17 protein-coding genes and 2 pseudogenes are annotated in these 19,497 nt (G+C 61.1%); 10 read left to right on the plus strand and 9 right to left on the minus strand.

Going from position 1 to position 19,497, the window contains the following annotated elements:
* Positions 1-215 precede the first annotated feature (215 nt).
* Genes IB249_RS11995 through IB249_RS12005 form a run of 3 tightly spaced genes read left to right on the plus strand, consistent with a single transcriptional unit; the run spans position 216 to position 3,781 of the window.
* Entirely contained in the window at positions 216-875 is a 660-nt protein-coding gene (locus tag IB249_RS11995; protein ID WP_192304899.1) for a paraquat-inducible protein A, read from the plus strand.
* Positions 862-1,485: a paraquat-inducible protein A gene (locus tag IB249_RS12000; RefSeq protein ID WP_192304901.1), complete on the plus strand. Its 624-nt coding sequence runs from the start codon at positions 862-864 to the stop codon at positions 1,483-1,485. Before IB249_RS11995 ends, IB249_RS12000 begins: the two co-directional genes overlap by 14 nt.
* Positions 1,478-3,781 carry a PqiB family protein gene (locus IB249_RS12005; protein ID WP_192304903.1) on the plus strand — a complete coding sequence of 768 codons (2,304 nt, stop codon included), beginning with the start codon at positions 1,478-1,480 and terminating at the stop codon, positions 3,779-3,781. The genes IB249_RS12000 and IB249_RS12005 overlap by 8 nt, the downstream gene beginning before the upstream one ends.
* Positions 3,782-3,929: 148 nt before the next feature.
* Here the strand turns inward: IB249_RS12005 and mksF are convergent, their stop codons facing one another.
* From mksF to mksB, 3 genes are read right to left on the minus strand one after another with little or no spacing between them, the layout of a single operon-like run.
* Positions 3,930-6,770 carry an Mks condensin complex protein MksF gene (mksF, locus tag IB249_RS12010; RefSeq protein WP_192304905.1) on the minus strand — a complete coding sequence of 947 codons (2,841 nt, stop codon included), beginning with the start codon at positions 6,768-6,770 and terminating at the stop codon, positions 3,930-3,932.
* Entirely contained in the window at positions 6,767-7,480 is a 714-nt protein-coding gene (gene mksE / locus IB249_RS12015; protein ID WP_192304907.1) for an Mks condensin complex protein MksE, read from the minus strand. Before mksE ends, mksF begins: the two co-directional genes overlap by 4 nt.
* On the minus strand, positions 7,470-8,750 hold the full coding sequence (gene mksB, locus IB249_RS12020) for an Mks condensin complex protein MksB (RefSeq protein ID WP_192304909.1): 1,281 nt from the start codon (positions 8,748-8,750) through the stop codon (positions 7,470-7,472). The genes mksE and mksB overlap by 11 nt, the downstream gene beginning before the upstream one ends.
* Before the next feature lie 239 nt (positions 8,751-8,989).
* Here mksB and IB249_RS12025 point away from each other — a divergent pair, with 239 nt between their 5' ends.
* A complete protein-coding gene (locus IB249_RS12025) occupies positions 8,990-9,730 on the plus strand; it encodes an energy transducer TonB (RefSeq protein ID WP_192306371.1) in 741 nt (246 codons plus the stop codon).
* A complete protein-coding gene (rimI, locus tag IB249_RS12030; RefSeq protein ID WP_192304911.1) occupies positions 9,723-10,175 on the plus strand; it encodes a ribosomal protein S18-alanine N-acetyltransferase in 453 nt (150 codons plus the stop codon). Before IB249_RS12025 ends, rimI begins: the two co-directional genes overlap by 8 nt.
* 91 nt (positions 10,176-10,266) lie before the next feature.
* Here rimI and IB249_RS12035 read toward each other — a convergent pair whose 3' ends face one another.
* A complete protein-coding gene (locus IB249_RS12035; protein WP_192304913.1) occupies positions 10,267-10,671 on the minus strand; it encodes a serine kinase/phosphatase in 405 nt (134 codons plus the stop codon).
* A gap of 167 nt (positions 10,672-10,838) precedes the next feature.
* On the opposite strand from IB249_RS12035, the gene can reads away from it, so the two are divergent.
* Positions 10,839-11,483, plus strand: a complete 645-nt coding sequence (gene can, locus IB249_RS12040; protein ID WP_192304915.1) for a carbonate dehydratase — start codon at positions 10,839-10,841, stop codon at positions 11,481-11,483.
* Between the two features lie 6 nt (positions 11,484-11,489).
* Here the strand turns inward: can and IB249_RS12045 are convergent, their stop codons facing one another.
* From IB249_RS12045 to IB249_RS12060, 4 genes are all read right to left on the minus strand, one after another.
* Complete coding sequence (locus tag IB249_RS12045) at positions 11,490-12,014, minus strand: lysine methyltransferase (protein ID WP_192304917.1); 525 nt, start codon at positions 12,012-12,014, stop codon at positions 11,490-11,492.
* Between the two features lie 181 nt (positions 12,015-12,195).
* Positions 12,196-13,371 (minus strand): hypothetical protein, encoded by a 1,176-nt coding sequence (locus tag IB249_RS12050; protein ID WP_192304919.1) that lies wholly within the window; start codon positions 13,369-13,371, stop codon positions 12,196-12,198.
* Between the two features lie 159 nt (positions 13,372-13,530).
* The gene (locus IB249_RS12055) at positions 13,531-13,851 is read right to left on the minus strand and encodes a hypothetical protein (RefSeq protein WP_192304921.1); all 321 of its coding nucleotides are present in this window, start codon (positions 13,849-13,851) and stop codon (positions 13,531-13,533) included.
* Between the two features lie 173 nt (positions 13,852-14,024).
* Positions 14,025-15,443 carry a short-chain fatty acid transporter gene (locus IB249_RS12060; RefSeq protein ID WP_192304923.1) on the minus strand — a complete coding sequence of 473 codons (1,419 nt, stop codon included), beginning with the start codon at positions 15,441-15,443 and terminating at the stop codon, positions 14,025-14,027.
* 200 nt (positions 15,444-15,643) lie between these two features.
* Between IB249_RS12060 and IB249_RS12065 the strand changes: the two genes are divergently transcribed.
* From IB249_RS12065 to IB249_RS12075, 4 genes and pseudogenes are all read left to right on the plus strand, one after another.
* A complete protein-coding gene (locus IB249_RS12065) occupies positions 15,644-16,957 on the plus strand; it encodes an MFS transporter (protein WP_192306373.1) in 1,314 nt (437 codons plus the stop codon).
* Positions 16,958-17,176: 219 nt separating this feature from the next.
* Positions 17,177-17,857, plus strand: a pseudogene (locus IB249_RS30135) (PAS domain-containing protein); the annotation flags it as partial.
* A 111-nt stretch (positions 17,858-17,968) separates the two neighbouring features.
* Positions 17,969-18,403: pseudogene (locus IB249_RS30140) on the plus strand (methyl-accepting chemotaxis protein); the annotation flags it as partial.
* Positions 18,404-18,461: 58 nt separating this feature from the next.
* Positions 18,462-19,061, plus strand: a complete 600-nt coding sequence (locus IB249_RS12075; protein ID WP_192304928.1) for a flavin reductase family protein — start codon at positions 18,462-18,464, stop codon at positions 19,059-19,061.
* Positions 19,062-19,072: 11 nt separating this feature from the next.
* On the opposite strand, the gene IB249_RS12080 is transcribed toward IB249_RS12075, so the two are convergent.
* On the minus strand, positions 19,073-19,441 hold the full coding sequence (locus IB249_RS12080) for a cupin domain-containing protein (RefSeq protein WP_192304930.1): 369 nt from the start codon (positions 19,439-19,441) through the stop codon (positions 19,073-19,075).
* Positions 19,442-19,497 lie beyond the last annotated feature (56 nt).

Genomic DNA, 19,497 nt, shown 5'->3' on the forward strand with positions numbered 1-19,497 from the left:
TCCCGAACTCAGCAGTGAAACGATGCATCGCCGATGGTAGTGTGGGGTTTCCCCATGTGAGAGTAGGTCATCGTCAAGATTAAATTCCGAAACCCCTATCTGCGTATGCAGGTAGGGGTTTTGTTTTTTCCGGATTCGTCCTCTCACAAATTTGCACAGTTATTTTCGCCCCGTGACACTAGAATAGGTCGATCTTTTTCGGAGTCAGAGCCTTTATGGCAGATCCAGTTCGCGCCCCGGGGCTGTCAGAATTACCGCTGGACGACTTGGTGGCGTGTCATGAGTGCGACTTGCTGATGCGCAAGCCCACGCTCGCCCACGGCGAGAAGGCCCTTTGTCCGCGCTGTGGTTATGAGCTCTACGCACATCGACACAATGTCGTGCAGCGCAGCCTCGCCTTGGTCCTCGCCGCGCTGTTGTTGTATGTCCCGGCGAACTTTTTACCCATCATGCAGCTCAATCTTCTCGGGCAGGCGTCGCAAGACACTGTCTGGACGGGCGTTGTGGGCTTGTTCGATACCGGGATGCAAGGTGTATCGGTGATCGTCTTTCTGTGCAGCATGGGCATCCCGTTACTCAAGTTGCTGTGCCAATTGGCCGTGCTGTTGAGTATTCGTTTTGATGTCGGACGTAGTTACGGATTGTTGCTCTACCGTATTTATCACCATTTGCGCGATTGGGGGATGCTCGAGGTCTACCTCATGGGCGTACTGGTGGCGATCGTCAAGCTGGCAGATATGGCAGCACTCACTGTCGGTCTTGGTTTGGCGTGCTTTATCGGATTGCTGTTGGTCCAGGTCTGGTTGGAAGTGGTGATGTCACCTCATCAGGTCTGGCAGGCCTTATCAGGAGAGGATGCCCATGCGGGCGATTGATGCGGGCATTTTGATTTGTGCCGAATGTCATGAGTTGAACCGGCAGGAAGCTGACACAAAGGAGCAAGCCTGCACTCGTTGTGGTGCGCAGGTCCATGCTCGCCGACCGAACAGCATCGTACGCACCTGGGCTTTGCTGATCACTGCCGCGATTCTCTACGTTCCGGCGAATGTCTTGCCGATCATGACAGTGCGATCTCTGGGGCAGGGCGATCCGAGCACCATCATGTCCGGTGTGATCCAGCTGGTTCAACACGGCATGATTCCGATTGCCGCCGTGGTTTTCATCGCCAGCATCCTGGTGCCGACCTTCAAACTGGTGGGCATCGCGTTGCTGTTGTTCTCGGTACAGCGCCATCAACCACTTTCCGCCCGGCAGCGCATCTGGATGTACCGCTTCATCGAGTTCATCGGCCGCTGGTCGATGCTCGATATCTTTGTGATTGCCATCCTGGTGGCTGTTGTGAATTTCGGACGGCTTGCCAGTGTCGAAGCCAATCTTGGCGCCATCGCTTTTGCCAGTGTGGTGATTCTGACGATGCTTGCCGCAGTAACTTTCGATCCCCGACTGATTTGGGATAACACGGAGTCGGACGACGACCATGACTGATTTGCCTACAGCGAAAACCCGACCGGCTTCGAACTGGTCCGCGATCTGGGTGTTGCCTCTGATCGCCTTGATCATCGGTGGCTGGCTCGGCTGGCGTGCCTACAATGAAACCGGTATCGAGATTCAGGTGCGTTTCGAAAGTGGGGAAGGCATCCAGGCCAACAAGACGGAAGTGGTCTACAAAGGCATGCCGGTGGGCAAAGTTAAAACCCTCAAACTCGACGACGAAGGCGCCTCCAAAGCGGTGATCGCCACCGTTGAAATGAACAAGGACGTCGAGCAATACCTGCGCACCAGCACCCGTTTCTGGCTGGTCAAGCCGAGTGTGACCCTGGCCGGTATTTCCGGCCTGGAAACCCTGGTTTCGGGCAACTATGTGGCGATCAGCCCGGGGGAAGGTGAGCCTGCGCGCAAGTTCAAGGCTTTGGCCGAGGAGCCGCCGCTGTCAGATGCGCAACCGGGCCTGCACCTGACCATCAAGGCTGACCGCCTCGGTTCGCTGAACCGGGGCAGTCCGGTGTTCTACAAGCAGATCAGGGTCGGCCAGATCAAAAGCTACGTGCTGTCCGACGATCAAAGCACCGTTGAACTCAAAGTGTTCATCGAGCCGACCTACGCCAAGCTGGTGCGTAAACACACGCGTTTCTGGAACGCCAGCGGCATCAGCATCGACGCCAACCTGTCCGGTGTGAAGGTGCGCAGCGAGTCCCTGGCCAGCATCGTCGCCGGCGGTATAGCCTTTGCCACGCCGGAAAACCGCAAGGACAGCCCTCCCACCGATCCGAGCCTGCCATTTCGTCTCTACGAAGACTTCGATGCGGCCGCCGCCGGGATTCGGGTCAAGGTCAAGCTCAGCGACTTCGAAGGGTTGCAGGCCGGCCGCACGCCGGTGATGTACAAGGGCATTCAGGTCGGCAACCTGAAAGCGTTGAAGATCGATCCTGATCTGTCCGGTGCTTCTGCTGAGCTGACCCTCGATCCACTGGCTGAGGATTATCTGGTCGAGGGCACGCAGTTCTGGGTGGTCAAGCCATCGATCTCCCTGGCGGGTATCACTGGCCTGGAAGCCCTGGTCAAGGGTAACTACATCGCCGTGCGCCCCGGTGACAAAGGCGCTTCGCCACAGCGTGAATTCGTGGCCCGGGCCAAGGCGCCGCCGCTTGATTTACGCTCGCCGGGCCTGCACCTGGTGTTGTTTACCGACACCCTGGGGTCGCTGGAAGTGGGCAGCCCGATTCTCTACAAACAGGTCAAGGTCGGTTCGGTACAAAGCTACCAATTCTCGCGCACCAAGAAGCAGTTGGTGATTGGCGTGCACATCGAGAAGGAATATGAAGGCCTGGTCAACGCCTCGACCCGTTTCTGGAACGCCAGTGGCGTCACACTCACGGGCGGGTTGACTGGGGGCATCCAGGTCAAGAGTGAGTCGCTGCAAAGCCTGATGGCAGGCGGAATCGCCTTCGAAACGCCTCTGGCGAAAGCGCCCCTGCAGAAACGCATTCCACGCTTCCGCCTGTTCGCCAACCATGACGAAGCCAATCAGAAGGGCGAAGTGGTCACGATCAAAGTGGATCGCGCCGATGGTTTGCGCAGTGGCACGCCGATCCGGTTCAAGGGCCTGGATGTCGGCAAGGTCGAAGATGTCGATCTCAGCGATGACCTGCAATCGGTGCTGCTCACCGCCCGCATTACCGAAGTGCCGGAACGCATTGCCCGGGCTGGCAGCCAGTTCTGGGTGGTCAAGCCGGAGCTGGGCCTGATCAAGACGTCGAACCTGGAAACCCTGGTGACCGGCCAGTACATCGAAGTGCAGCCCGCGGCGAAGAACCTCGGCCCGCAGAAGAACTTCGTCGCCCTGGCCACGCCACCGGAGCTGGCCAAGTCGGAGGACGGGCTGAGCCTGGTATTGAGCGCGGCTCGCCGTGGTTCGTTGAAAACCGGGGTGCCGGTGACGTATCGCGAGGTGACCGTGGGTAAGGTGACGGGCTATGAGTTGGGCCAGACCGCAGATCGCGTGCTGGTGCATATCCTGATCGAGCCCAAATACGCGCCGCTGGTGCGCAGTGGCACGCGCTTCTGGAACACCAGTGGTTTCGGTTTCGACTACGGCTTGTTCAAGGGCGCGACGGTGCGCACCGAGTCGCTGGAGACGCTGCTTCAGGGTGGCATCGCGTTCGCCACGCCGGACGGTGACCGGATGGGCAGTCCGGCGCGTCCGCAGCAAACGTTCCCGTTGTTCGACAAGTTCGAGGATGAATGGCTGACCTGGGCGCCGAAGATTTCGCTCGGCAAGTAATTAGTCGAGACCTTCGCGAGCAGGTTCTGCCGGCAACGCCCAACCCTGTGGGAGCTAGCCGGCTCGCGATGAGGCCTGCAAGGCAGCCACAAAAAAGGCCGCGATCCATTGGATCGCGGCCTTTTTATCGCCTTGGATTCAACGCCGATCAGACCGCATCCAGCTCCGGTTCATCTGACTCCATGCGAACCACAGCCTTCACCTCGTCATGGCGACGGATGTACTTCCAGTCTGCCTCGTCGATGTAGATGCCGCTCGGCCCGCTGCCGCCTTCCAGATCGATCGCCACACTGGCGCAGACCTGCGGTTTCACACTGGCCAGAATCGGCACGAAGCCCAGTTGCAGACTGGTTTCCAGCAGCGCTGCCTGGTTCTTCTCATCGATGTCCGCCGCTTCGTCCAGGTAGTACGGCAAGCGCACGCGACCTGCCTGGTCGCGGTCCATCAAGTGCAGCAACAGGTACATGTTGGTCAGCGCCTTGATGGTCATCGTGGTGCCGTTGGACGCCGCGCCGTCGATGTCGGTGTGAATGACCGGCTGACCGTTGACCTTGGTGATTTCGAACGCCAGTTCGAACAGGTCCTTGAGCCCGAGCTGGTTGTGGTTCGCCGCCACCAGACGCGCCAGATATTCCTTGGCCTCCTCGTTCCGGTTGTCCTGCTCGGCACTTTGGCTCAGGTCGAACACGGAGAGGGTCTCGCCCTCTTCGTACTGGCCGGCGCTGTGGATGATCTGGTCGATATGCTTGAGCGCTTCCTTGTTCGGCGCGAGCACGATGCGGAAGCTCTGCAGGTTGGACACCTGGCGCTTGTTGATCTCGCGGTTGAACAGCGCCAGTTGATGCTCGAGGCTGTCGTAGTCGCTGCGAATGTTGCGCAGGGTCCGGGCGATGTCGGTGACGGCGGCACGACGCGCCTTGCCCAGGGTCAGGGCTTCGTCGGTGCGATGCGCATAAGCGTTGATCAGCAGTTGCAGGCGACGTTCCATATCGTCTTCGCTATCGAACTTGGCCACGCCCTTGAGGCGCACCTGGGCGTACAGCGCCTCGATTTGACCGTCGCTGCGTTGCAGGCCTTGCCAACTATCCTGATAGTCATTGAGCAGCGGCAGCAGGTTGTCCATGGAGTCGTCGATCGGGTCCATGAACGGTGTGCCGAACGGCATGTCCGCCGGCAGCAGCTGACGGCGACGCAGGGCATCGTCGAGGGTGCGTTGCTTGGCTTCCATGTCGCCGATCTGGCGGCCGACCAGTTGCAGCTTGGCCGACAGTTGCTGGACGCGTTCGGTAAACGCATCGCTGGAGCGCTTCAGCTCGTCCTGCGCGGCTTCCATCTGCGCCAGTTGCTCCAGCTTGTCGCCTTCTTCGGCACTCAGGGTTTGCGAGCGACGGAAATCTTCCAGGGCTTTCTGAGCATCCAGCACTTGCTGATACAGCGCTTCGGTCTGGGTCTTGCTCGCCGCGCGGTCGGCGGCCACGGCTTGCTGGGTTTTCAGTTGCTTGAGTTCTTTTTCCAGACGCTCTTTCTGATCGCGCAACGCCGCACGGTCCGCCAGGGCTTGCAGCGCTGGGGGCTCGATGTGCGAGAGGTCGATGGACAGACCCGGTACTTCAAAGCGCTCGCCCTTGAAGCCGTCGAGGATCAGCTCCATGGATTTGACCCACTGCCCGTCTTCGTCCAGCGCGATCCCATGCTCGCCCAGCGGCAGGCTGAACAGCGCGCTGTTGAACAGGCGCATCAGGCGCTCGACGTCCTGCTGCGAGAACTCTTCGCGCAGGCGTGCATAGCTGTTGTTGTCGGCATGATCGAGTTGCTGCTTGACCGACTTCAGGCGTTTTTCCAGATCCCGCAGGCGCTCGTCCAGATCTTCGGCAGAGAACTGCCGCGATTGTGCCAGCGCACCGGCCAGTTCGTCGTGCGCGTCCTTGGCCGCGAGCAGTTGTTGCTCCAGCACCTTGACGTCGTCGACCAGGGCGAAGCGATTCTTCAGTACCGAGAGCTCGCCCAGCCAGCGCTGGATACCGCTGATTTCCCGCTCCAGGCGCATCAGTTCCTGGGTGCCGCTGCGCTGATCGTTTTGCAGGGCGTCCTGTTCGTTGCGGTAGTGCTCGGCCTGAATGGTCAGCTCTTCCTTGCGCGCACTGGCGTAGTCCGACCAGGTGCCCAGCAACGAGTCGAGGATCGGAGAAATCCGGTGCAGTTTGCCGCGCAGGATGTTGCGCTGGGCTACGCCTGCCGACAGGGCTTCAACCAACGGGCCGGCGGTGACCAGCGAGTTGTAGTCCTGCTCCATGCGCCGGACATCGCGGAAGGCTTCCTCGCACGCGGCGATGTAATCGACGCTGCCGGAACGCAGGCTGTGTTCGAAGGCATCGAGAAACAACTGCTTGAGCTTGGCCGCGGTGATTTCGCGCATGTGCAGCAGGTTGATGAACAGCGCGCGGAAGGTCTTCAGGCTCTGTTCACTGGTGGAGCGCAGCGGGATCAGGGTCAGGTCCAGGGGAATCGACGTGTGGCCACCGACTAGCAAGCGCCGCAGTTCATCCGGCTTGAGCTCGTAGGCTTTAAGACCTTCGCGCTCAAGGTTGGTGAACAGTTCTTTCTGGCGCAGGCAGGTGTCGTTTTTCTGGTAATGCGCCAGGTCCAGCTTGCCGGCATAGGCAAAGAACTGGTGACCGAACCCACCGCCCGGGCCGCGACCGACCACGCCGATCACGTGCGGGCCGTGGGGCAGCGACACTTCGACGAGGATGTAGCTGGTGTCCGAGGCGAAGTAGAAGCGCCGGGATTGTTCCAGGCTGTACTTGCCGAAACTCATGTCCGACATGCGCGCCAGGATCGGGAACTGCAAGGCGTTGATCGAGGCGGACTTACCGAGGTTGTTGGCGCCGTAGACGGACAGCGGTTCTTCCAGCGGAAAAAGCCCCAGGCTGTAACCGGCCGTGTTCAAAAGGGCAAAGCGGCGAATGCCGTAGCGTTCCTTGCTCATGCGTCGGTCTCCTGTTCTTCGGCAATGGCGCGGGCGAGGGCGTCTTCTTCGCTTTCCTCGACGTTCTCTGCGTCAAATTCGCTCAAATCCAGCGGATCATCGGTTTGCAGCAGTTTTTCATCGCTGTCTTCATCGATCAGCACCGGCGCCGGCAACGGCAGCACGCTGTGCAGGCTGGCCGCCAGGTCACGGTCCTGCTGGACCGACAGGCAGACGTCGAGGAAGCGGTGCATCGGCGGCAGGAAACGGTAGACACCGTTTTCTTCGCTGGCGAAACCGAGTTGAGTCATGCGACGCATGATTTTTTCTTCGAGTTCTTCCTGGGTCTGTACTTCGGCCTGGATGAACAGGTCGCGGTACTTTTCCAGCAGCGATGGCAGTTCGTCACGACCCAGGCTGCCGCCGTCGAGCACGGCAATCGGGTCACGGCCCTGGTCGGCCAAGTGCTCGACGAGGATGAAGGTGAACAGCGCCAGGCGTTGCGCGGTCTTGTTCACCGCCGCCGCGGCGAGGTCCGGCACGAAGTAGTAGAAACCCCGGGTGTCGCAGACCAGCTCGAAGCCCAGTGCCTTGAACAGGGTGCGGTACTGGTCCTGGAAGTTTGACAACTGGGCGTACAGTTCCGGATCGCGGCGACTGACGTGGTAACCCTTGAACAGCTCGCGAAAGATCGGCGCCAGCTGGGACAGTTCGGATAGATCAAGATGCATGGGGAGTGCTCGCAGAATCCTCGGCGGCGGTGTCGCTGGCCGAGAGCAGGGCGAAGGAGCGCAGGCTGACCTGGTGCTCGTGAGTGTGGTAGTCGCGGCGTTCCAGACGCTCGCGTTTGAAGCGTTTCTCCCGCGACAGGCGCGAGAACCAGTACAGCAACTCGTCGGTCGCGCCGTCCGGTTCCTGTTCCAGCAGCCAGGTCATCAGGTCCGGCATCGGCAGGGCGTCTTCGCAACGCTCGAGCATTTCCCGGACGGTGCGTGGTGCGCGCGGCGCGCTGCCGCCCGTGTGGGATTTGTGGGCCTTGGGGAAGCGTGCCGGTTTCGGTTCGAAACGGGCCAGGGCATAAACGTAGGCTTCGACCTGGCTGGCGCTGCCGAGGAAGGTGCTTTGCGGCCGGGTGAACATCGGCATCGCCGCTTGCGGCACCGCGTCGATACCCTTGCGCCGGATGGCTGCCAGGGCCAGGGCGGCGCCTCGGGTCACGGCGTTGTGGCGACGGGCTTCCTCACGCAGTGGCAGCAACAGCTCGCGGGCGTGACGCAGGGTCAACTGGGCGCTGGTCTGCATTTCGAGGATGCGTGCGTGAGTCCGCAGCAGCATGTCGTCATCGACCAGGTGTCCGAGGCGTTGTTGCTCGGTGAGCATTTTCAACAGCACGGTTTCGACCTTGCGCACGCCTTGTTCGAAGGCGCCGTCGGCGTTCACCAGTTGAATCATCGGTTCGACGTATTCGTCCCAGGTCGCCAGCACCTCGGCGTAACGCTGGCGCAACGGGATCTGCCGGTCGCTGGTTTTCGCCCGTTCGGCGACGGCCACCAGGGCCTGTTCGTCGTTGGCGAGTTTCTTCAGCACATCGCGTACGCGCATGTCGAGCAGGCGCAGCTGGCGCGCCAGGTCGTGGCCGTCGCGCACGTCGAAGGCGTCCTGGATGTAACCGGCCAGGCGTTCGAGGTGACGCAGGTAGGCTTCGATTTCCAGGCACAGGCCCAGGCGGTGCTCGCGACGCAGGTAGGCGAGGAAATCATGGATCTGTGCGTTGAGTTCGAAACGGTTCGGGCTTTTCGCCACGGGAACCAGGATGTCGAGGCGGATCCACACGTCCAGCAGGTGGGTGATGTCCTGCGGCGTGCTGTCGATCTGCTGGGTGGCCAGTTGCGTGCGCAGTTCGTTGAGGCTCAGTGTGCCTTGGTCGAAGTGCTCGCACAGTGGCTCCAGAAGTGCCCAGTGTTCAGCGAGGGCGCGCAAGACGCGCTTGGGTTCGATCATCGGAATGGCCGGCTGGTTGGCGATTAAAAGCCGCGATTGTACTGCATCGCAGCCATGTCGATTCACTCTCGGGACGGGCTGTCGCCATTTTTCATCGGTGCAGAGGCTGTCGGGTGCAGCCTGTCGATCAACAGCGCGGGCGATCTTGAGCGAAGGGCGGTAGAATCGGCGCACTTTAGTTATCCACAAGTGGCCGACCTTTGCTTATCGAGTCTCGTCGCCGTGCTTATCTGACCGCCATGCAGGTGGTCAACTGGCTGCCGCGCACTGAATTGCCCTTCGCCGCCCCATCGCGGCCCGAGCTGCTGGAGATGCCTGCGCCGCTGGCCGAGGCTCTGGTTGCGCCGGCGCCTGTGGCCGAAACGCCCGTTGCACCCGTGGTCAAACCGGCCGAACGGGTGAAAATCGAGGTGCCCCGGCCAACGCTGGCCAGCACTCGCACCAACGCGAAGGTCGAGGAAGAGGAGGCCCCGGTCGCGGTCAAGGCCCCGGTCGTACCGCCGCCACGATTCGCCCTGCAACTGCTGCGCGCCGGCCGTTGCCTGCTGCTGGTGGAGTTACCCACAGGGGAGTCCTTCCAGAGTCGCGATCCGGCCTACCTGCTGCTCAAGGACATGCTGCGCGCCGCCGGTTTGCCGGACAGCCCGCAGATTGTCGGTGAACCGGTGCGCTGGCCGCTGCTGGCCCGTGGCACGATGGATCAGGGGCCGGAAGCGGCGCGCGACTTCGTGCAGGGCTTTCTCGCGGCCCGGCTGGAAGATGCACCCTGTGTCTGCGTCTGGCTGATCGGTCTGCCGGCGGTGCGTTTCGCCGGTGAGGCCAACGCCGAATCGTTCAACCGCGAACTCCAGGTCGACGGCCTGGGATCGGTCTGGGCCCTGCCGGGCCTGGAGTTGTTAATGGAAGAGCCACAGCGTAAGGCTGATGTCTGGCAAGCCATGCGTCGGCTGATGGCGCGCTGGAAAGAATCGAATGAATGACGCTGTAACGTTTCGCCCGATGACCGAGGCTGACCTCGACGCTGTGCTGAAAATCGAATATGCGGCGTACAGCCACCCCTGGACTCGCGGCATTTTTCTCGACGGACTGGGCAAATACCAGATCTGGCTGATGTTCGAGGGCTCGCAGCAGGTCGGGCACGGCGTGGTGCAGATCATCCTGGATGAAGCGCACCTGCTGAACATTACCGTCAAGCCGGAAAACCAGGGCCGGGGCCTCGGTTTGACGCTGCTCGAACACCTGATGTCGATTGCCGGCGAAGCCGAGGCGCGGGAGTGTTTCCTGGAAGTGCGCGACAGCAACCGCTCGGCGTTTCGGCTCTACGAGCGCTTTGGCTTCAACGAGATTGGCCGACGCCGGGATTACTACCCGGCGGTGGGTGGGCGTGAGGATGCCGTGGTCATGGCCTGCACCCTGGTGCCATAGGCTTCACAACGCCTTGCGAGCAGGCTCGCTGCCACAATGAAGTTCTGTGGCAGACAGAACCTGTGGGGGCGAGCCTGCTCGCGATGGGGGACTATCGATTCCCATCCAGAGGGTCGCGCCGCGCCAGTTCCTCTTCATCCAGCCCGTTACCCCCGCCGATGTCATCCTCATCGACGATGCTCAAATCCCAGTCGGCGCGGCGGTCCTCACCCGCCTCATGCGCATCCCGCGCGCCATCTTCACGGATCAAGGTCTCCGGGCTCAGGTCGTCGTCGGTGGATTCATGGTCAGGCGTCGATGCGCCGGTCATGCCCGCTTCACGCGCGCGTTCCTCCGGCAGTTTTTGTCGGCGTTCCGATTCCGGCAGTTCATCACCGATTCTGGCGCTGGGTTCTTCCTCGTCGAAATCCAGCTCATGCATCGAGCCCATGCGGTCTTCGTTGTCGTCGATGGGCTCCGGTTGCACCGCATCGTACGGACGTCGTGAATCAGTCATGGCAATTCCTCATACTGTGGTCCTTACTTCGGTGGACCCACTGGGCTGCCCAGAATTCCACCGACTTGGAACACCGGTAAAATGCATCAGCGGCAATCTGCATCGGATGCGTGACCCCGACAGGCGGTTGTCTGTCAAACCAGCGCATCATTATCGAGGCTTCATGCATGAACGAATTACAAGATCTGATTGAAAACAACGCGCGCTGGGCTGACGCGATCACCAAGGAAGATCCTGATTTTTTCGCCAAACTGGCTCGTCAGCAGACACCTGAGTACCTGTGGATCGGCTGTTCCGATGCCCGGGTGCCGGCGAACGAGATCGTAGGCATGCTGCCCGGCGACCTGTTCGTCCACCGCAACGTGGCCAACGTGGTGCTGCACACCGACCTCAACTGCCTGTCGGTGATCCAGTACGCCGTTGACGTGCTCAAGGTCAAGCACATCCTCGTCACCGGCCACTATGGCTGCGGTGGCGTACGGGCCTCCATGCAGGATCGTCAGTTCGGCCTGATCGATGGCTGGTTGCGCTCCATTCGCGATCTTTATTACGAAAAGCGCGAAGAACTGGCCACCTTGGCGACCGAGGAAGAGCGGGTCGACCGTCTGTGCGAACTCAACGTGATCCAGCAGGTGGCCAACGTCGGGCATACCAGCATCGTGCAGAACGCCTGGCACCGTGGGCAGAAGCTGTCGATTCACGGCTGCATCTACGGCATCAAGGACGGTCGATGGAAGAGTCTCAATGCCACCATCAGTGGCTTCGAGCAGTTGCCGCCGCAGTACCGCCTGCGACCGCTCGAACCCCAGTAAGCCCCTTCAACCCAGGCGCGGGTGTCGCCAGTTGCGAAAAAACAGCTGGCCGTTGGCATTCGGCATTTCGTCGTAGCCGGTAATCCAGCCTCGGCAACACGGACAACCGCAGCGGCAGGCGAACTGCCGCTGCAGCTTGTCTTCCGTCGTGGCGAGATCCATCGTCAACCGGTCGCCTTTGCTGATGTCTTTCAGCGCCCATAACCATAACTCACCCATGTCGAGGAATACGCTGGGGTCGCAGCTGTGGTTGAGCAGACTGCAGAAGAAAGGGTCGTAGATGTGGATTCCCGGCGCAAGCTGGCGCGTGTGCGAGCAACGGTAGGGGAGCAGTTGCCCGGAAACCCGGCAGATCCGGCTCAGGCGCAGGAAATCGCGAAGAGCGGTGACAGCGATCGGGAAGCCCCTGGCGTTGTAGACGATTTCGAAGTCATTCTTGGACGGGAAACCCCGGTGGACGGGCAATTTCCTGATGGGATAGATGCCGTCGGGTGGCGGTCCGGTCACCGGCTGCTGCGATTGGGCTGTCATAACGGTCCCTGTTGGCTAAGTGCTGCGACCTCCTTCAGCTGACATCCTGTCAACCCTGCGGCACATGGGTGTGGCGAAAGCGTCTCGCAAATAAGCCAGCGGGTCTACTGTCATAACTGACAGGAGAAATTGGCGCATTCCCATGTCAGCCTGGGCTTACACGGGACTGCGCACGCGTTGCTTACAGGTGCGCTTCCACCGGGATCGCAGTGGCTGGCGCCGGAGCCTTGAGTTGTTTGAGTTGAACCTTGACCGGTGCCGATGCGCATTTGGCCGAGGCTTGCGCGGGTGTCAGGTTGCGAATCGAGGTGTAGAACAGCTGGCAGGTTTTTTCTGCCTGGGCCACTTGCCAGGTTTGCGTGCAGCTTTTCAATTCAAGGTCTGGATTGCTGTCGAGATCGCGCGCCATGGCGGCCTGCCAGCACGCCGCACTCAGGTCCTGACCCATGGTTTTCAGGCCCGCTGCGTCGGCCTGAGCCTGGGCATCCTTGCCGGTATAGCTGGCCGGGTCGGCGGCATACCAGATATAGCTCGGGTGGTTGGCGCCCAGCACCGGCACCTTCAGCGCCCCCGTCGGGTTGATGCTGACCAGGCCCAGTACGTTGACGGTCGGCCCGTATTGCTGCTTGATCCAGGTGCGTACGGGCGAACCGAAGGCGACCATGGGCAACGCCGTGCCGTTGGCGTTCTGGCTGAGTTGCTTGACCATGGTGGTCTGGTAGTCCTTGAAATAGTCATAGACCCCTTCCAGATCCTTGCCGGCATTGGAGGGAGCGGCAATCGGCGCGATGTCGATGATGGTCTGGTAGGCCGGCGTCTGTTCGGCCGCGACGCCGTTGATCGTCAACAGTGAAGCCCAGCGATCGGTGGTGGCCGACTTCAGGTAGTCCTGCGCCTGGGTCAACGAATAGTCCGGGGGGAAGTGCAGCAACTCGACGCTTCTACGGTTTTCCAGGGCCATGCCCAGCGGCAGGAACAAGTACCAGTTATAGGCCCACTTGCCATCGGCATTCAGTTTGCTGGCACCGGTGTAGGCCAGGTCGCCGGCATCGAGCAGCGCTGCCAGGGGCTTTGCATAGCCGCTGGGCACGCCGGTTATTTCGGCGTGAAGCTGACCGTTATCGCTCTTGACCAGCACCTTCGCGTCGCCATAGCCATCGCGCTGCACACTTTGTGTCAGGTAGTGCTCGACGGTCTGTTCCAGCGTCCAGTTGCGAAAGCAGATCACGTTACAGTTATTGGGATAGGCGAACAGCCGGGTGACGCGTTCGGTGCTGCCCAGCTTCAGGTCGGTGGCGGCGTGAGCGGCGGTGCTCAGCGTGAGCGCGGCAAGAGTGAGTCCAGCGAGTTTCAACATGCTCAGATCCTTTTCAGCTCGATCCCGTTGGTAGGAGATGCACAGCATAGTGGATCAATTGCCTGATACAGAAGTGCGGGCGCAGGCTGCCTTTTGCAGGGTGTTCTCGTGGTCCCGGCTCGCCGCCAGGTGGCGGCGAGCCGGACGAGGGTAAAAAGGTTACAGCAGCTTCAAGGCCAGGTGGGTGCCGGCGCGCAAGTACTCGACCTGGGCGAAGACGGCATCCTTGACGATCGCTTCTCCCGTGTCGGTCAGCTTGGCTTTCTTGGCATCGATGATGGCTGTCTGCGCCAGTTGCATCACCACGTCCATGGCTTTTTGAAGGGCGGTCAGGTTGTTGTGCTGGCCAAACTCACGAACGACAGCGTCCATTCGCCGGTCTGCTTCATCGCGCAGTTGTTTGTATTCGGTGAACGACACCCTGCCGTCCGCATAGGTTTCGTTGAGCAGCTCTTCCAGCGTTTTTGATATTAAAGACATGTGCGAAATCATCCTGGTCCGTGCTGTTGAGGCGTTGAAGGGTTGAGTTGTCGGAGTCTACTCAACGCGTCACGGGCAAGAGATAGGACCCGCCCGAGGTTGATGTCAGGCGCAATCGAACGGGTCTGTAGGACGAGTTGCACCCGTACAATGATGGGTGCAATCAACACCCTTTATGGCATCACGGGCGGCGTATACGTCAGTGTCGTGCCCAGCGCCCAGAGCAAAAACAGCACCAGTGGGGTGTGCACCAGCAGTTGCACGAAGGAGAAGCCGATCAGGTCCCGCGCCTTCAGACCCAGCACACCCAGCAACGGCAGCATGTAGAACGGGTTGATCAGGTTCGGCAGCGCCTCCGCCGCGTTGTAGATCTGCACGGCCCAGCCCAGGTGGTAGTTGAGGTCAGTGGCCACTTGCATCACATAGGGTGCCTCGATGATCCATTTACCGCCGCCCGACGGAATGAAGAACCCGAGGATCGCCGAGTACACACCCATCAGCAGCGCGTAGGTGTCGTGAGAGGCGATTTGCACGAAGAAGGTCGAGATGTGGTGCGCCAGGGTCTGCGCGTCGGTGCCTTTGACGGTGGTCATCAGCGCGGCGATCGAGCCATACAACGGGAACTGGATCAGCACACCGGTGGTGGTCGGCACCGCGCGCGCCACCGCATCGAGGAAGCTGCGCGGGCGCCAGTGCAGCAGCGCGCCCAGCATGATGAACAGGAAGTTGTAGGTGTTCAGCCCGGAAATCGCGGTGATTGCCGGTTTGGTCGAGAACTCGTGGAACAGCCAGCCGGCGGCCAGCAGCACCAACACGATGGTCAGCAGCGGGCTGTGTTCCAGCCATTCGCCGGGACGGGTGCGCGGTTGCAGTGGCGGCAGGTTGAAGCTCGGGTCAACGCCACAGGCCTGGGCATCACGGGCCGATTTCGGTCCTGGCGCGGTCGCGTAGGCAATGATCAGCGAGATCACGATCAGCGCCAGCAACATCACACCGGACTGCCAGAGGAAGATCGTTTGCGTGAACGGGATGACCCCGGTGATCGACAGGATCGACGGCGGCAGGCTGCCAGGGTTGGCCTGCAATTGCGCGGCGGACGACGACAGGCCCAGGGCCCACACGGCACCAAGGCCCAGGTACGCGGCGGCACCGGCGGCGCGGTAATCCATTTTCAGGTCGGTACGGCGGGCGAGGGCACGCACCAGCAAGCCGCCGAATACCAGCGACAGGCCCCAGTTCAGCAGGGATGCGACCATGGAGATCAGGGCGACCCAGGCCACGGCAGAGCGGCCGTTCCTGGGGATTCGGGCCAATCGATCAATCAGTTTCACGGCCGGTGGCGAGCTGGCCACCACATAACCGCCAATCACCACGAACGCCATCTGCATGGTGAACGGGATCAGGCTCCAGAACCCGTCACCGAAGGCCATCGCGGTGTCGGTGGGTCTGGCGCCCATGAACAGGGTGGCGACGGCAACGATAATCACCGCCAGTGCGGCAAAGACCCAGGAGTCGGGGAACCAGCGTTCGGCAAAACTGGAGCAGCGCAGGGCAAAGCGGGCGGAGCGGGTATCTTCGATATCAGCGGCCACGGGAGTACCTCGATTTTTATGTTTGTCTTGGTCTTCAGGGTGTCAGGACCCCTCTGGACAGGTGTCCACATTAAATCAATCGGTCACATTTTGTGACGGTGTTTCGGCGTGGCGGGACGATGGTCTAACGGGTTGTCCGCTGGCGCATTTGCGTAGACCATGGGCACCTTGGTTTTATGCCCATGCCTGAGTTCTTTTTGATGACTGCCCACAACGAATCGCGCCCGGCACCGTTCAGCCGCTCGGACTACAAGACCCTTGGCCTTGCAGCCCTCGGCGGTGCGCTGGAAATCTACGATTTCATCATCTTCGTCTTCTTCGCCCTGACCCTCAGCCAGTTGTTTTTCCCGCCGGAAATGCCCGAATGGCTGCGTCTGCTGCAGAGTTTCGGGATTTTTGTCACCGGTTACCTGGCCAGGCCCCTGGGCGGGATCCTGATGGCGCATTTCGCCGACCGGTTGGGGCGCAAAAAGGTGTTCAGCCTGAGCATCCTGATGATGGCGCTGCCCTGTCTGCTGATCGGCATCATGCCGACCTATGCCCAGATCGGCTATTTCGCGCCGCTGCTGCTGTTGGCCCTGCGTATTCTGCAGGGGGCCGCAGTGGGCGGCGAGGTGCCCAGTGCCTGGGTGTTCGTTGCCGAGCATGCACCGGCCGGGCATCGTGGCTATGCCCTGGGCTTTTTGCAGGCGGGGCTGACGTTCGGTTACCTGATCGGCGCATTGACCGCTTCGTTCCTGGCACAGGCGTTTACCCCGGAACAAATCCTCGATTACGCCTGGCGCTACCCCTTCCTGCTGGGGGGCGTGTTTGGCGTGATTGGTGTGTGGCTGCGTCGCTGGCTCAGTGAAACCCCGGTGTTCATGGCGATGCAGGCCAAGCGCGAGGCCGCGGTCGAATTGCCGTTGCGCACGGTATTGCGTGAGCATCGCCTGGCGATTCTGCCGGCCATGATCCTCACCTGTGTCCTGACCTCCGCAGTGGTGGTGTTCGTGGTCATCACTCCGACCATGATGCAGAAAACCTTCGGCATGACCGCCAGCCACACCTTCGCGCTCAGTGCCCTGGGCATTGTGTTTCTGAACATCGGTTGCGTGCTGGCCGGTTTGCTCGTCGACCGCATCGGTGCCTGGCGCACGGTGATGCTGTACAGCCTGCTGTTGCCGCTGGGCATTGGCCTGCTTTACACCTGCCTGATCATCGGCGGCAGCTGGACCGGGCTGGCGTATGCGATCGCCGGCCTTGGCTGCGGGGTGGTCGGTGCGGTGCCGTCGGTGATGGTCAACCTGTTTCCGGCGCGGGTGCGTGTCTCGGGGATCTCCTTCACCTACAACATTGCCTACGCCGCGTGGGCGAGTGTCACGCCGCTGTTGTTGATCGGCCTGATGCCCTGGAGCCCGTGGATCTGCGTGATTTTCTGCACGGTGATGGGCGCGGTGGGCGTCAGCAGTGCAATGTATTTCGGGGCACGGGCGCCAAGTAACGCGAGTTGTCCGGCGACTGGCGTCATCTGACGCCAGGTTGACGCTTGCCGTTGTAACACTCTTTCTGTCGGACAATCCTGAAATACGCTTCAGAAAATACTGTGAATGCCGATGGCTAAGCTGTAAGCCGCTTTCCATTCCTGCCATCGGTGCTTTCCCATGTTCAACAAACGCTTGAAGCAAGAACTGTCGGATCTTCGCGAAGAACTTTCCTGCCTGAAGCAAGTGAAGGAAAGCCTGGAAAGCGAGATGCTTGTTTTCACGCTTGACGCCGATGCACGGATTCAATCGGTCAACCCGAATTTCATCAGTGAGATGCTCTATACGGAGCACGATCTGGTCGGTCGCCCGCTCGAGGACTTCGTGCCGGCCCACGTCAAGTCCAACGAGTTCCACCTGCGCTTCAAACAAGCGCTGACCCGTGGCGAGCATTTTGTCGGGACGGTGCGCCTGTTACGGGGCAATGGCCAGGAAGCCTGGTTGCGCTCGATCCTGCAACCTGTGCGGTCGTCGGATGGCAAGATCAGAAGTTTCTCGATTTTTTCCAGCGACCTCACCCGCACGATCGAGGCCTCACGCGAACACGAGAACCTGATCGGCGCACTGGTGCGTTCGACGGCTGTGATCGAGTTCGATCTGCAGGGCAACGTGCTGACGGCCAATGACCGGTTCCTCAATGCCATGGGTTACAGTCTGGCGCAGATCAAGGGCAAGCATCACCGCACCTTCTGTGAGGCGCAGGAATACAACAGCCCCGAGTACCAGGATTTCTGGCGTCGTCTGAACGCCGGCGAGTTCGTGGCCGGTCGCTTCAAGCGCGTCGACAACCATGGGCGTGCGGTGTGGCTGGAGGCGTCCTACAACCCGGTGATCGATGCCAACAACAAGCTCTATAAAGTGGTGAAGTTCGCCACGGTGATCACCGATCAGGTCAATCAGGAGCTGGCGGTCGCCGAAGCGGCCAACATTGCCTACGGCACCTCGCAACATACCGATCAGAGTGCGCAGCGTGGCACGACCGTGGTGACGCAAGCGGTCAACGTGATGCGCGACCTGGCCAGGCACATGCAAACCGCCGGCGACGGTATCGAGGCGCTGAACGAGCAATCGCTGGTGATCGGCACCATCGTCAAGACCATCAGCGGCATCGCCGAACAGACCAACCTGCTGGCATTGAACGCCGCCATCGAAGCCGCCCGTGCCGGTGAGCAGGGGCGCGGTTTCGCGGTGGTGGCGGACGAGGTCCGGCAGCTGGCCTCGCGGACCAGCCAGGCCACGGATGAGATCGTCCTGGTGGTGCGTCAGAACCAGGACATGGCGCGCAATGCCGTGTCGCTCATGACCGAGGGCAAGCTCCAGGCCGAACAGGGCCTGGCGCTGGCGGCGGAAGCCGGCACGGTGATCGTCGAGATTCAGGACGGCGCGCAGAAAGTGGTGAACGCCGTCGGCCAGTTCGCCAATCAGCTATCGAGTTGATGCCTGCCGACCGGGTGGAAATCGCTACAATCGGCGCTTTTCCCAGGAGCAGATGCCCATGAGCGCTTCCCATCGCCGCCCGGTTCCCTTGTCCAAGGCCTATCGCCTGCTCAATCATGGGCCGACCGTGCTGGTCAGTGCGGCCCATGGAGGGCAGCGCAACATCATGGCGGCAGCCTGGGCCATGCCACTGGATTTCGAACCGCCGAAGATTGCCGTGGTGCTCGACAAATCCACCTGGACCCGACAATTGCTGGAAGCGTCAGGCACGTTCGCGCTGAACGTGCCGTGCGCGGCCCAGGCCGATATCGTGCAGACCGTCGGCTCGACGTCGGGTCTGGAGCTGACCCGGGAGCAGGGCCGGGACAAGTTCCAGGCCTACGACCTGCAGACGTTCGACGGCGCGTCGGTCGACGCACCGCTGCTCGAAGGCTGTGTGGCCTGGCTGGAGTGCCGACTGCTGCCGGAGCCCGGCAATCACCAGCGCTACGATCTGTTCCTGGCCGAAGTGATCGCCGCCCATGCGGACGATCGCGTGTTCAGCGACGGCCGCTGGCATTTCGAGGGGCACGACGCCCTGCGCACCTTGCACCATGTGGCAGGCGGGCATTTCCTGACCATCGGCGATCCGGTGGACGGCAGGACGCTGGCGCCGTAACGCCGGCGTCCTCAGATCCAGACGTCGTTCTGCGCGGTGCGCTCACCGCCTTCACCGCCTGTGTTCAAGACGCCCCTGGGTTCGATCAGCAGGAGTTTGACCTCCTGCTCGGCCGAGGGTTTGTGCTCGATTCCCCGGGGCACCACATGCATTTCGCCAGCGTTCACCAGGACGTGGCCATCGCGAAAATCGATGCGCAGCTGGCCTTCAAGCACGATGAAGGCCTCGTCGGTGTCGGCGTGGTCATGCCAGATGAAATCCCCCAGCAGCTTCACGACCTTGAATTGGTAGTCGTTCATCTCGGCGATGACTCGCGGGCTCCAGTGCGGGCCGATCCGGGAAATTTTCTCAGCGAAGTTGAGGCTTTGGTAAGTGTTCATGAAACGGCTCTCGTGATTGTTCGTGCAACCACGGTAGCCAGCCGGTCGGCGTGTTT

Source organism: Pseudomonas sp. PDM04, assembly GCF_014851765.1.
Lineage (GTDB): Bacteria > Pseudomonadota > Gammaproteobacteria > Pseudomonadales > Pseudomonadaceae > Aquipseudomonas.